This window comes from Nocardiopsis sp. iso_25 (genome assembly GCF_056173305.1).
Window position 1 is genome coordinate 6,086,974 of sequence record NZ_CM149667.1, and the last position, 12,396, is coordinate 6,099,369.

The following is a 12,396-nucleotide window of genomic DNA, read 5'->3' on the forward strand; positions in this document are numbered from 1 at the left end:
CCCTGGGCGTCAGCCCTGGGCCTCGGCCGCGGCGCGGGCCGCTCTGGGCAGCGCCGAGACCACCCTGTCCACGGCGGCGTCGTCGTGCGCGGCGGAGAAGAACCAGGCCTCGAAGGCGGCGGGCGGCAGGTACACGCCCTGGTCGAGCATGGCGTGGAAGAACGCGGAGAAGACCGCGGTGTCGGTGGTGCGCGCGGTGTCGAAGTCCACGGCCTCCTGGTCGGTGAAGAACACCGTGAAGAGGTTGCCGCCGTTCTGGAGCCGGTGGACGACGCCGGCCTCGCCGAGCGCCTTGGAGACCTCGGCCGCCACCCGCGCGGAGACCTCGTCGATGCGGGCGTAGACCTCGGGGGTGGCCCCCCGCAGGGTGGCCAGGCCGGCGGCGGTGGCCAGCGGGTTCCCGGACAGGGTGCCCGCCTGGTAGACGGGACCGTTCGGCGCGAGGCGGTCCATGATCTCGGCGCGTCCGCCGAACGCGGCGGCGGGCAGGCCGCCGCCCATGACCTTGCCGAAGGTCATGAGGTCGGGGGCGACGCCCTCCAGGCCGAACCAGCCCGAGGCGCTGACGCGGAAGCCGGTGAGGACCTCGTCGAGGATGAGGAGGGCGCCGTTGGCGTGCGCGATCTCCTTGATCCGGGCGTTGAACCCGTTCCGGGGGGCGACGACGCCCATGTTGGCGGGGCAGGCCTCGGCGATCACGCAGGCGATCTCGTCGCCGTGCTCGGCGAAGGCGCGCTCGACGGCCTCGGGGTCGTTGTAGGGCAGCACGAGGGTGTCGGCGGCGCTGGCCCCGGTCACACCCGGGGAGTCGGGCAGGGCGAAGGTGGCCAGGCCCGAACCGGCGGAGGCCAGGAGGGCGTCGACGTGGCCGTGGTAGTTGCCCGCGAACTTGACGATCTTGCTGCGCCCGGTGAAGCCGCGCGCGAGGCGGATCGCGGACATGGTGGCCTCGGTGCCGGAGTTGACGAGGCGGACCTTCTCCACCGGGGTGCGTTCGACGATCAGCTCGGCCAGCTCGACCTCGCCGGGGGTCGGCGCGCCGTAGGAGGTCCCGGCGTCGACCGCGCCGTGGAGGGCCTCGACGACGGCGGGGGCCGCGTGGCCGAGGATCAGCGGCCCCCACGAGCACACGAGGTCGACGTACTGGCGGCCGTCGGCGTCGGTGAGGTAGGGGCCCTCGCCCTTGACGAAGAAGGGCGGGGTGCCGCCGACGGCGCCGAAGGCGCGGACGGGGGAGTTCACGCCACCGGGCACGACGGCGGAGGCACGCTGGAAAAGCTCTGCGGAAGTCTGTTGAGTACCCACCTCATCAGTGTGTCAGCTGTGTCCGGTACCGGGACCATGACCCGCCCCGCGTCGGCCGAGGTCCCGGCGCCGGTGCCCGGACCGGTGTCGGGGTCAGGGGCGGATCAGCGCCCGGAAGCGCTTCTCGGTCTCGCCCTCGCAGACGACGAGGTAGACGCGCTTGTCATCGCGGTACGGCCTGCGGCGGTCGAGGCTCGTCTCCCTCCGCTCCCTCTTGCGCCCCTTGCTCACGGGGTGACTTCCTCCGGTTCCCGTGCCTGCTCGCGCCTGCGCAGGGCGTCCCGGAACAGCTCGTCGTCCACGTCCGGAACCGCTCCGTAGCGGCCCGTGAGGTAGCGCCGGGCGCGGTTGTCGTCTCCTCGCGGCTTGAAGTCGCTGAGCGGGTAGAGCGAGGTCCGTCCCCGGTCGTCCTTGTCCACGAACCAGATGTGGTCGCGCTTGAGGACCTCCTCACCGCGTACACGCCCGAGGAGGGCGGCGTCGTGGCTGGTGAAGACCAGTTGGGCGCCCTCGGGGTTGTGTTCCTCGTCCTGGAAGAGGGAGACGACCTTGGCGGAGAGGTAGGGGTGGAGGCTGGCGTCGATCTCGTCGACGACGAGGACTCCACCTGTCTCCAGGGCGCGTTGGGCGTCGAAGCCGATCGTGGTGAACGCCCGGGTGCCCAGTGACTCCTCCTCCCACAGGAGCGGGGTCGCGGACTCCTCCCCCCGGTGGTGGAAGAGGAGCGTGGTGCGTTCGCGGATCAGGTTTGCCAGGAGCGCTGCCATGTCCGGCGACTTACCGCTTCCCGACGTGAGGTGAACGACATGGGACACACGGTCGTCACGCTGTTCCCGCGAGGTCCGCTTCAGCGACCACTGACGGAGCTGCTCACGTTCGGGCAGCGGTGGTTGGACGGTTACTGTCTCCGTCTCGGAACCGGAAGCCTGCTCATGCAGTTCCACGGCCTCGATGCCGGTGTCAGCGGACTTCAGCAGGCGACCGAGAGCAGCCATGCGCTCCTCGGAGGCCGCTCCTCCATACAGCCAGGCCGGGCGCTCCGGGCTGCGTTCCGAGGCGAAGGCGAGGCTCTCGGAGAACCAGCGGTAGACCGGTTCCACCTCCGCGTTCGAGGCGCGGGCGGCGACGGTGAGGAAGAGGACGTTCCGACCGGTGATCTCCCTGACCTGGCGCAGTTTGCCCGAGGCCTGGTCTCCGAAGGAGAACTCCTGCCCGTCGCGTTCGAACACGACGCGCTTGCGCTGCCTGGGGTAGCTGTACAGCCACTCCTCCACGACCTGCTCGTCATCGATTCCGAAGCCGTAGGTGTGGCGGACTCCGTCGATCACGAGGTCGACCACGAACGTGGAGGGCTCCTCCCGGGCGTCCGCGCTCAACTTGAAGGGGTGGCGCTGGATGCCGCTCCCCGGTTCGTTGCGGCTCATCGACCACCGGACGGTGTCCCGCATGAAGGAGAGCGCGTCCAGGAGATTGGACTCGCCCGAGGCGTTGGCTCCGAAGACCCCGGCGACCGTGGCGGCCTCCCAGTCGACCTCCTGCGGGCGGGCCTCGTCGTAGACGGGAGTGAGCAGGAGTTGCTGCTCCTCGCGGATGGACTTGTGGTTCTCGGCGCGGAAACTCAGCAGCATCGCGGCACTCTCCCCCGGAGCCGAGCGGCTTCACCGCTTTTCGCGCGGAAAAACCACACACGACAGGCATGCCATGTGTCCGTGGCCACACACGCGTGTGCCCCGCCCCCCGGGGGGAGGGGTGGGGCACGCGGGGGTCCGCTCAGTGCCGGGCGGCGTGGCCGTCCCGGGCGGGGGTGTCGGACAGGGGCGGCGCGCCCGTGTCCGGGGCGGCCGGGGTGTCCGGCCGTTCGGCGCGCACCAGCGGGCGCAGACGGTCGTTACGGGCGAGCAGCTCCACGAGGGCGGTCATCGGGCGGGAGGCGGCCAGGGAGACCAGGGCCGCGACGGTGGCGCCGACGAGGAGGCCGACGGTGACGTCGTGCGGGTAGTGGGCGCCGACGAAGACCCGGGAGAAGGCCTCCAGGACGGCGAGCAGCACGGCGAGGACGGCGATGCGGCGCCAGGCCAGGATGAGCGCCGCGGCGGCGGCGCCCGCGATCGCGGCGTGGTTGCTCGGGAAGGACCAGTCGCCGAGCGGGTCGCAGGTGGCGATCGTGGTCAGGTCGGTCATGGCCTGGCAGGGGCGCATCTGCTCGAAGAACGTCTTCACCGTGCGGCTGACCGCGTAGGCGACGACGGTGGCGACGGGGGCGAACAGGGCCAGGCCGACCAGGCGGGAGTCCACCGCGCGGGCGCGCCACCAGGCGGCGAGGAAGAGGACCGCGAACACTCCGAGGAAGAGGTCGGTGCCCACGTAGGCGACGCTCTGCACCCAGGGGTCCAGGTCCGCAGTGAACTCGATCAGGGCCCGGGACCAGGCGGCGCTGACGGCGAGGATCTCAGAGACCATCTCTCTCCATTGGGTCGCTCAGGGGGAGGATCGCGCGCAGGGGGGATGTTCTGGGCGACGTCCCGTCCGGGGATGACGGGAATCCCATGATTCGGTGACATGAAAGCCTTCATCCTGTCATCAACCGGGGCTTCCCGGACCCGCGAAACGGCCGTATCGACGAAAGAGACGGACGGCACCGACCAAGGAGGGGCCGTGCCGCACCGAGGGCCAGGCGTACCGATGAGTAGCTTGGGGGTGTCCACCCTCCCGGCGGTGCCCATCCGCCCTCCCGAGACGGAGCCCCGATGACCTCGAACTTCACCACCGCGGACCTCATCGACGACCACGGCGACACCCTGCGCAGCTGCTCCACGCAGTTCCGCCAGTTCGGGGGGCGCGCGGTGTTCTCCGGTCGCATCCGCACCGTCCGCTGCCACGAGGACAACGGCCTGGTCAAGCAGGTCCTCAACACCCCGGGCGACGGCGCGGTCCTGGTGGTGGACGGCGGCGGCTCGCTGCGGTCGGCCCTGATGGGCGACATGATCGCCGAGGCGGCCGTGGCCAACGGCTGGGCCGGAACCGTGATCTTCGGTGCGGTCCGCGACACCCGCGCCCTGGCCGGACTGGACCTGGGCGTGAAGGCGCTGGGCTCCAACCCCCGCAAGTCCCTCAAGGACGCCGCCGGCCGCCTGGACGTGCCCGTGGCCTTCGGCGACGTCACGTTCACGCCGGGCGAGTGGCTCTACAGCGACGAGGACGGCGTTGTGGTGAACGCCGAGGAGATCCGGATCTGACGCCGGACCAAGCGGAGGCGAACGGAGGAGGTCGCCGGGGTGACCTCCTCCACGCATCCCCAACGCCTTCCCGGTGCGTCCCGCCGAGCCCTCAGCGGCCCCCAGCGGACTCCGGACCTTGCTTCCGCCCGTCCCGCCCGCACCCGTCGCCCCGCCCGCACCCGCCGCCCCGCGCGCTCAGGCCCGGCCGCGCAGGAGCGGGAGCACCACGGCCGCGCACATCACGGGGAGCAGCAGGAGCGGGACGAGGAGCCACACCAGCATGTGGTCGACGAGCAGGACGACCGCCGTCTGCGCCAGACCGACCAGCACGAACCCGGTCCTCATGAGGCGGTGCGCGGCCGACCACCAGCGGAGCATGGGCCCGTCGCGGTCCGCCCCGGGCTCCGGCGCGGGCAGGACGGCGCCGACACCGACCAGAAACAGCCCGGTCGCCGCGCCCAGCACCCGGCTGATCGGGAGGTCCCATCCGGCCTGGCCCAGGACGAGCACGCCGTGCGTCACGAGCAGGAACAGGGACAGCAGGCACAGGAGGGCGTTCATGCCCCGCGCGGCGCTCCGCGCCGTCGACGCCGACGGCAGCCCCAACGCGTCCTGGAGGCCGTTCTGGAGACGGGTTCCGAAGACCACGGCGGCCGACAGCACGACCGCCAGGAACCCGGTCGTCAGGGGCAGGGCAAGCGCGAGCACCACCCGGGGGACCGTGTCGGGGGTGCCGTCCAGGTTGGTCCGTCCGCTGAGCACCGTTCCCGGCAGCTCGGGCCAGGCCGTCCAGGAGACGATGGCCATGAGGGCGACCGCGACCGCCGTGACGATAATTCCCGAAAGGGGAATGCGGGGCCTTTCCCTCTTCGCCTCCGCCGGATTCTCCGTGCCGTTCATTCCTTTTTCCTCTCCCTCGCCGTTCCCGTGGCACAACACTAGGAAAAAGGTTTTCGGGGCCGCATCGACCGCGGGGCACGGTGCCGTCACGCGTTTCGCGGGCACCGGACGTGCCGGAGGTCATGGTGCGGACATGCCCCCGACCATGACCTCCCGCGACGGTCCGCACGGGGACGTCCCGACTACGCTCGGAGGAATGCGCACCCCCGGCTCCGCGACAGACCCGTCCTCCTGGGTCACGCTGCACGAGAACCGTCCGCCCCGCGTTCTGAAACTGCTGTTCTGGGGTGCGGTGGCGCTCACCCTCGGCCTTTACGCGCTGCTGTTCCTGAGCGGGCAGATGCGTTTCCACGGCGGCGAACCGGTCGCCAACGCCGCCGTGCTCGTCAGCGTCGGAGTCCTGCTGCTCTGCTGCGCGCTGTGGCCGTTCCTGGCCTGGTCCCCGGCGTCCCCGTGGCCGCGCAGAGCGGTCAGCGCCGCCTTCCTCGCCCTCACCGTGTTCTGCATGCTCAGCAGCAACCACACGACCTTCCTGCTGCTGTGCGTGGGCACGATGAACGCGGTGGCCGTGTTCGGGCTGCCGGGCGGCATCGGCTACGGCTCCGCCGTGCTCGTGTTCAGCGTCGGTCTGACCCTGGTGGTCCCCGGCCTGCCGTTCGCGGTGGGGCTGTTCGCCGGGGTGACCCTGCTGTTCATCGTGGCGGCGTCGGGAACGGTGTTCCTCGGGCTGACCGTGGCCGCACGGCGGGCCGAGCGCACACGGGAGCTCCTGGCCGCGCTGGAGGAGGCCCACGGGGAGCTGCGCCGCCGCTCCGAGCGCATCCGCGAGCTCACCGTGGCCGAGGAGCGCGCCCGCATGTCCCGGGAGATGCACGACAGCACCGGCCACTACCTGACCGCGCTCACCATGTCGCTGACGAACGCCCTGCGCTTTCGCACCGCCCGGCCCGACGCGGCGTGGGAGGAGGTGGAGCAGGCCCGTGGGCTGGCCAGGGAGGCGCTCACCGACACCCGGCGCTGGGTGCGCGCGCTGCGGCCCCTGCGGTTGGAGGGACGCGCGGGGCTGGCCGCGATGCGGGCGCTGGCGGCCTCCTTCGACGGCGGGGGCATCCGGATCGGGTTCGCGGTCACCGGCACCGGTGTCTGGCCCGACCTGTCGGAGGAGGCCGAGCTGGTCTGCTACCGGGTGCTCCAGGAGGGCCTGACGAACGCGATGCGCCACTCGGGCGCCGACCTGGTCGAGGTGGAGGTGCTGACCCGCGCCGACGGGGTCGCGGTCACAGTGACCGACAACGGCGGCGGCGCGGCGGAGGAGGCGGTGCGCGGAGGGTTCGGGCTGCGGGGACTGTCCGAACGGGTCGCGGCCGTCGGCGGAACGATGCTCAGCGGCAACGTGTGCGCAGACGACCGGACACGGGAGGACACGACGTTGAAGGGCCGGGCCCGGAAGGACACGGCGCCGGAGGGCCGGGCCCGGGAGGACGTGGTGGACGGGGCGGACGGAAGCCCGACCTGTCGGGAGCGCACGCCGGAGGGCACGGCTCCGGGGAGCGCGCCCCCGGCGGGCCCCCTCGGCTTCCGGCTCCGCGCGGAGGTTCCCGCGGGCTCCGGTACGCGGGAGACTGTTCACGGCACGGCTGGGGGCACCACTTGAGCACTGTTTCGGTCCTGATCGTCGACGACCAGATCCTGATGCGGCAGGGCCTGCGCAAACTGCTGGAGATCGAGGAGGGCGTCGACGTCGTCGGCGACGCCGCGGACGGCGTCGAGGCCCTGGAGTTCCTGTCGGCCGCCGACCCGCTCCCGGACGTGGCTCTGGTGGACGCCCGCATGCCGCGCATGGACGGGGTGGCCCTCGTCGGGCGGATGCGCGCGGAGTACCCGGACGTGCCCGCCCTGGTCCTGACCACGTTCGACGACGACGAACTGGTCTTCGGCGGTCTGCGGGCCGGAGCGCGCGGCTACCTGCTCAAGGACGTGCCGCCGGAGGAACTGGTGGCGGCGATCCGCCGCGTCGCCCGGGGCGAGACCGTTCTCGGCGGTCCAGCGGCGGAGCTCCTGGTCGCCGCGCTGGGCGAAGGCTCCTCCTCCGCCCCCGCGGCGGACCCGCCCCGCCGCTCGGGGCACGGGGAGGCGCCCCGGCTGTCCGAGCGCGAGGAGGAGGTGGCCCGTCTCGTCGGCACGGGCGCCACCAACCGGGAGGTCGCGCGGGCCCTGTTCATCACCGAGGGCACCGCCAAGAACCACGTCACGAGCATCCTGCGCAAGCTCGGGCTGCGCGACCGCACCCGGCTCGCCCTGTGGATACGGGAGCGCCGGGGCGGCTAGGGCCCGTCCTCGAAGGCCGGACGGACCCGCTCCTCCGGAGGGTCCCCAGACACGTGCGTCGGTCGCAACCCCGGGCACTGAGCACACCCCGCGGGCGCGGCGGAGCCCCGGGGCGCCGTCCGCGTCCGCCCTCCGGTGGACCGACCGGCGATCCGGCCGTGACCCCACCTCCGGAACCGGTATAGTATGGCCGGTATAGTTATTGGTTGCGTGAGAGGCCACCGCATGATCGAGATCCTGAAACCCGCCGAACTGGCCCGAGCCAAGGACGCGGGCGCCCTGGTCGCCCGCATCCTCCAGACCGCACGGAGCCGTGCCACGGTCGGCACCAACCTCCTGGACATCGACCGGTGGGCACAGGAGATGATCGCCGAGGCCGGAGCGCAGTCCTGCTACGTCGACTACGCGCCCTCCTTCGGGCGCGGCCCGTTCGGCCACTACATCTGCACGGCCGTCAACGACGCCGTGCTCCACGGCCTGCCCCACGACTACGCGCTCGCCGACGGCGACCTGCTCACGCTCGACCTCGCCGTCTCCCTGGGCGGGGTCGCCGCGGACTCCGCCATCAGCTTCGTCGTGGGCGAGTCCAGGCCCGCGGAGAGCGTCGCGATGATCCGCGCGACCGAACGCGCGCTGGAGGCGGGGATCGCCGCCGCCCGGCCCGGCGCCCGTGTCGGCGACATCTCACACGCCATCGGCTCGGTCCTCAGCGGGGCGGGGTACCCGATCAACACCGAGTTCGGCGGTCACGGCATCGGTTCGACGATGCACCAGGACCCGCACGTGGCCAACACCGGGCAGCCCGGACGCGGCTACAAGCTGCGCCCCGGACTGCTGCTCGCCCTGGAGCCGTGGGTCATGGCGGACACCGACGAACTGGTCACCGACGCCGACGGGTGGACGCTGCGCAGCGCGACGGGCTGCCGGACGGCGCACAGCGAGCACACGATCGCCATCACCGACAAGGGAGCCGAGATCCTCACCCTGCCCGGGTGAGCCTCCGACCGCCGCTCGCGCGCCCGGCCCGGTACCGCCACCGGCGGGCCCGGCGCGCCCCGGGGGTCAGGCGGAGAACTCCTCGCTCGCGTCGGCGAGGATGTCGAGCACCACGATCGGGTCGGGCAGCACCACGGCCCCGTCCGCGGCGCGCGGCGGGCGGATCCAGGTGACCCGGCCGCCGGAGGGCAGCAGCGAGGGGGCGCCGAGCACGAAGCTGTCCCGGCAGTGCCAGCGCAGACCCGGCATCTCCTCCACGGCCTCGGGCACGCAGTCCAGGTGACAGGACCACCACTCGTCCTCGTCCACCGGCGAACGGGTGGCCACGAAGAACAGGTAGCGAGAGGACTCCACCGCCGCGACCGGACCCGCGGGGACGCCCGAGCGGCCCATGCGCGCCAGCGCCATCACACCCGCCTCACGGGGGACGTCGAACACGTCGAAGACCCGCCCCGTGGGCAGGATGATGTTCGCGTCGGGGGTGGCCGTCCACCACCGCCGGATGGTGTCGGTGTCGGTGCTGGCCTCCACGCCCCAGGCCATCGTCACCGGGTGCGCCGCCGGGTCCGGACAGCCCATCCGGTCGCAGCTGCACGCGCGGTCCTGCCCCGGCGAGGTGCCGCGCGCCACCGGCCAGCCCAGCTCGGCGTAGCCCAGAGCCGCGGCCAGCATGCTGGCCGCCGCATGGCGGCGCTTACGTCGGTACAGAACCTCGGCCATGGAGCCTCCCCGGTGTTCGCTCGTGTTCCAGGCGCGGCCTCGCCTTCGGGAGGCCCGGCGCCCGGAGACCGCGACCGGGGCGAGGGGCCTGGTCGCGCTACCGCAGCAGGCGGGCGGCCTCGGTCGCCCAGTAGGTGAGGATCTGCTCGGCCCCTGCCCTGCGGTAGGAGGTCAGTGTCTCCACGATGGCCCGCTCGCGGTCGATCCAGCCCCGCTCCGCGGCCGCCTCGATCATCGCGTACTCGCCGCTGACCTGGTAGGCCGACACGGGTACCGGGGAGGCCTCGGCCACCTTGGCCACGATGTCGAGGTAGGCCAGGCCGGGTTTGACCATCACCATGTCCGCGCCCTCGGCGACGTCCAGGGCCACCTCGCGCAGCGCCTCGCGCGCGTTGGCGGGGTCCTGCTGGTAGCCGGAGCGGTCGCCGAACTGCGGTGCGCCCTCCGCGGCCTCGCGGAAGGGGCCGTAGAACGCCGACGCGTACTTGGCGGCGTAGGCCAGGATGGGCACCTGCTGGTGCCCGGTGCGGTCCAGCCCGGCGCGGATCGCCGCGACCTGGCCGTCCATCATGCCGCTGGGCGCCACCACGGCGGCGCCCGCCTCGGCCTGGGCGGCGGCCACGGACGCGTACCGCTCCAGGGTGAGGTCGTTGTCGACGTGCCCGTCCACCTCCAGCGGGCCGCAGTGGCCGTGGTCGGTGTACTCGCACAGGCACAGGTCGGCCATCACCACGAGGTCGTCGCCGACCTCGGCGGACAGGTCGCGCAGGGCGGCCTGGACGATCCCCTCGGGGTCGTCGGCGGCCGAGCCGTGCGCGTCCTTGTGCGCGGGGATGCCGAACAGCATCAGCCCGCCGACCCCGGCGGCGGCCGCCTCGTGGGCCGCCTTGCGCAGGCTCTCACGCGTGTGCTGCACCTGGCCGGGCATCGAGGAGACGGCCACCGGCTCGGTGATGCCCTCCTTGACGAACATCGGCAGGACGAGGTTCTCGGGGCGGACCCGGGTCTCGGCGACCAGGCGGCGCAGCGCCGGACCGCGGCGCAGGCGGCGCGGCCGGACCGCGGGGAAGGCGGCGTCGTTGCTGGAGGCGTTCATCACGGGACTCCCGGGAAAGGTTCGTGCGTCGGTGGCGGTGTGGTCTCTCAGAGCTTGCGGCGGCGACCGCGCCTCTTCTGACTGGGCTTGAGGACGGGCTTGCCCGCCTCGACCGCCTCGCGCCTCTTCTCGGCACCGTACTCCGAAAGGGCCTGCGCGAGGGCGGAAACGGAGGCTTTGGGCGCCACGACGTCGACGCGCAGGCCGAACTCGATCGCGGTCTTCTCCGTCTCGGGGCCGATGACGGCGATGGCGGTGGTGTTGTGCGGCTTGCCCGCGATCCCCACCAGGTTGCGCACCGTGGAGGAGGACGTGAACAGCACCGCGTCGAAGCCGCCGCCCTTGATCGCCTCGCGGACGGGCGCGGGCGGGGGCGCGGCGCGCACGGTGCGGTAGGCGGTGACGTCGTCGACCTCCCAGCCGAGCTTGTCCAGTCCGGCGGACAGGGTCTCGGTGGCGATGTCGGCGCGCGGCAGCAGGACCCGCTCGATCGGGTCGATCTCAGCGTCGTAGGGCGGCCACACCGAAACCAGGCCCGAGCTGGACTGCTCCTCCTCGGGCGGGGCCAGGTCGGGCTGGATGCCGAACTCGCGCACGGCACGCGCGGTGGCCTCGCCGACGACGGCGACCTTGACCCCGGCGAACGCGCGCGCGTCCAGGCCGTAGGACTCCAGGCGCTCCCGGATGGCGCGGACCGCGTTGACGGAGGTGAAGGCCACCCACTGGTAGCGGCCGGTGACCAGGCCGCGGACGGCGCGCTCCATCTGCTGCGGGGTGCGCGGCGGCTCCACGGAGATGGTCGGCACCTCCTCGGGCACCGCTCCGTAGCCGCGCAGCTGGTCGGACAGGGCGGCGGCCTGCTCCTTGGTGCGGGGCACCAGGACGCGCCAGCCGAACAGCGGGCGGCTCTCGTACCAGGACAGCTCGGAGTGGCGGCCCGCGGCGGGGCCGACGATCATCAGCGCGGGCGCGGTGGCGTGGTGGCCCTTGGCGTCCTTGGCCTTGAGGTCGGCGACGAGCCGCCCCAGGGTGGAGGAGACCGTGGTCTGTCGGGTGGTGCCGCCCGCGCGCACGACCGCGACGGGGGTCGTGGCGGGCCGCCCTCCGGCGATGAGGGTCTTGCACAGCACGTCGAAGCCGGGACCCTGGTGCTCCACCGGCTCGCCGACGGGCGCGTCGCCGCCCATGACGACCAGGGTGGCGCCGCTGGCGGCGGCCTCGTGCCAGTCGACCCCTCCCCTGCCGTGCGCGCGGGCGTTGAGCACGCGCACCTCGGGGCTGTCCGCGTCCAGCAGCGGCACGCCCGCGAAGGTCGGCACGGAGGTGATCGCGGAGACGCCGGGGGCGACCTCGACCTCGACCCCGGCCTCGTGGCAGGCGGAGACCAGCTCGGCGCCGCGGCAGCCGAAGAACGGGTCGCCGGAGTAGAGGCGGACCACCCGCTGCCCGTCGCGGGCGCGCGCCACCGCCACGGCGTTGACGTCGCCGCCGCACTCGCCCGCCTCGATCACGGAGACGTCCTCGGAGCAGTGGGAGAGGAGTTCGGCGCGAAAGCCCGAGAGCTCCTCCGCGGCGGGCTCGCGCAGGGTGATGACCACGTCGGCGTGGCTCAGCAGCTCGGCGCCGCGCAGGGTGAGCAGGTCGGCGCCGCCCGGACCGGAACCGACCAGGGCGACGTGCCCGGCCCGCGCTGCGGCGCGCGGCTCCTCCGGCTGGGGGTTGGCGTTGGCGTTCACGTACTGGCTCCTCTGTGTGGGTCGCCGCGCCCCGGTGTGCGGCGCCGGGGACGGCGGTACGGCGGGCCCAGGCCGAGGAGGCCCGCCGGCTGCTCCT

The 12,396-nt window shown here is 72.9% G+C and carries 12 protein-coding genes; 4 read left to right on the forward strand and 8 right to left on the reverse strand.

The window, feature by feature from the left end; all coding sequences use genetic code 11:
- Positions 1–9 precede the first annotated feature (9 nt).
- The 4 genes from hemL to AC0VX6_RS26220 form a co-directional block, all read right to left on the reverse strand.
- Positions 10–1,305, reverse strand: a complete 1,296-nt coding sequence (gene hemL, locus AC0VX6_RS26205; RefSeq protein WP_475466596.1) for a glutamate-1-semialdehyde 2,1-aminomutase — start codon at positions 1,303–1,305, stop codon at positions 10–12.
- 93 nt (positions 1,306–1,398) lie between these two features.
- Positions 1,399–1,536 carry a hypothetical protein gene (locus AC0VX6_RS26210; protein ID WP_475466597.1) on the reverse strand — a complete coding sequence of 46 codons (138 nt, stop codon included), beginning with the start codon at positions 1,534–1,536 and terminating at the stop codon, positions 1,399–1,401.
- Positions 1,533–2,933, reverse strand: a complete 1,401-nt coding sequence (locus AC0VX6_RS26215; RefSeq protein WP_475466599.1) for an AAA family ATPase — start codon at positions 2,931–2,933, stop codon at positions 1,533–1,535. The genes AC0VX6_RS26210 and AC0VX6_RS26215 overlap by 4 nt, the downstream gene beginning before the upstream one ends.
- A gap of 142 nt (positions 2,934–3,075) precedes the next feature.
- The gene (locus AC0VX6_RS26220) at positions 3,076–3,765 is read right to left on the reverse strand and encodes a phosphatase PAP2 family protein (protein ID WP_475466600.1); all 690 of its coding nucleotides are present in this window, start codon (positions 3,763–3,765) and stop codon (positions 3,076–3,078) included.
- Between the two features lie 287 nt (positions 3,766–4,052).
- Here AC0VX6_RS26220 and rraA point away from each other — a divergent pair, with 287 nt between their 5' ends.
- Entirely contained in the window at positions 4,053–4,541 is a 489-nt protein-coding gene (gene rraA / locus AC0VX6_RS26225) for a ribonuclease E activity regulator RraA (RefSeq protein ID WP_248772360.1), read from the forward strand.
- A 177-nt stretch (positions 4,542–4,718) separates the two neighbouring features.
- Here the strand turns inward: rraA and AC0VX6_RS26230 are convergent, their stop codons facing one another.
- A complete protein-coding gene (locus tag AC0VX6_RS26230; RefSeq protein ID WP_475466602.1) occupies positions 4,719–5,423 on the reverse strand; it encodes a hypothetical protein in 705 nt (234 codons plus the stop codon).
- A gap of 196 nt (positions 5,424–5,619) precedes the next feature.
- Between AC0VX6_RS26230 and AC0VX6_RS26235 the strand changes: the two genes are divergently transcribed.
- The 3 genes from AC0VX6_RS26235 (at position 5,620) to map (ending at position 8,747) form a co-directional block, all read left to right on the forward strand.
- Complete coding sequence (locus tag AC0VX6_RS26235) at positions 5,620–7,077, forward strand: histidine kinase (protein WP_475466604.1); 1,458 nt, start codon at positions 5,620–5,622, stop codon at positions 7,075–7,077.
- Positions 7,074–7,751 (forward strand): response regulator, encoded by a 678-nt coding sequence (locus tag AC0VX6_RS26240; RefSeq protein WP_274975117.1) that lies wholly within the window; start codon positions 7,074–7,076, stop codon positions 7,749–7,751. The genes AC0VX6_RS26235 and AC0VX6_RS26240 overlap by 4 nt, the downstream gene beginning before the upstream one ends.
- A gap of 225 nt (positions 7,752–7,976) precedes the next feature.
- Entirely contained in the window at positions 7,977–8,747 is a 771-nt protein-coding gene (gene map / locus AC0VX6_RS26245) for a type I methionyl aminopeptidase (RefSeq protein WP_274975118.1), read from the forward strand.
- Between the two features lie 66 nt (positions 8,748–8,813).
- Here map and AC0VX6_RS26250 read toward each other — a convergent pair whose 3' ends face one another.
- From AC0VX6_RS26250 to AC0VX6_RS26260, 3 genes are all read right to left on the reverse strand, one after another.
- A complete protein-coding gene (locus AC0VX6_RS26250) occupies positions 8,814–9,467 on the reverse strand; it encodes a bifunctional DNA primase/polymerase (RefSeq protein ID WP_444961576.1) in 654 nt (217 codons plus the stop codon).
- A gap of 97 nt (positions 9,468–9,564) precedes the next feature.
- Positions 9,565–10,563 (reverse strand): porphobilinogen synthase, encoded by a 999-nt coding sequence (gene hemB / locus AC0VX6_RS26255; protein WP_248772366.1) that lies wholly within the window; start codon positions 10,561–10,563, stop codon positions 9,565–9,567.
- Positions 10,564–10,610: 47 nt separating this feature from the next.
- Positions 10,611–12,299 (reverse strand): bifunctional uroporphyrinogen-III C-methyltransferase/uroporphyrinogen-III synthase, encoded by a 1,689-nt coding sequence (locus tag AC0VX6_RS26260; RefSeq protein WP_475466607.1) that lies wholly within the window; start codon positions 12,297–12,299, stop codon positions 10,611–10,613.
- Between the last annotated feature and the right edge of the window lie 97 nt (positions 12,300–12,396).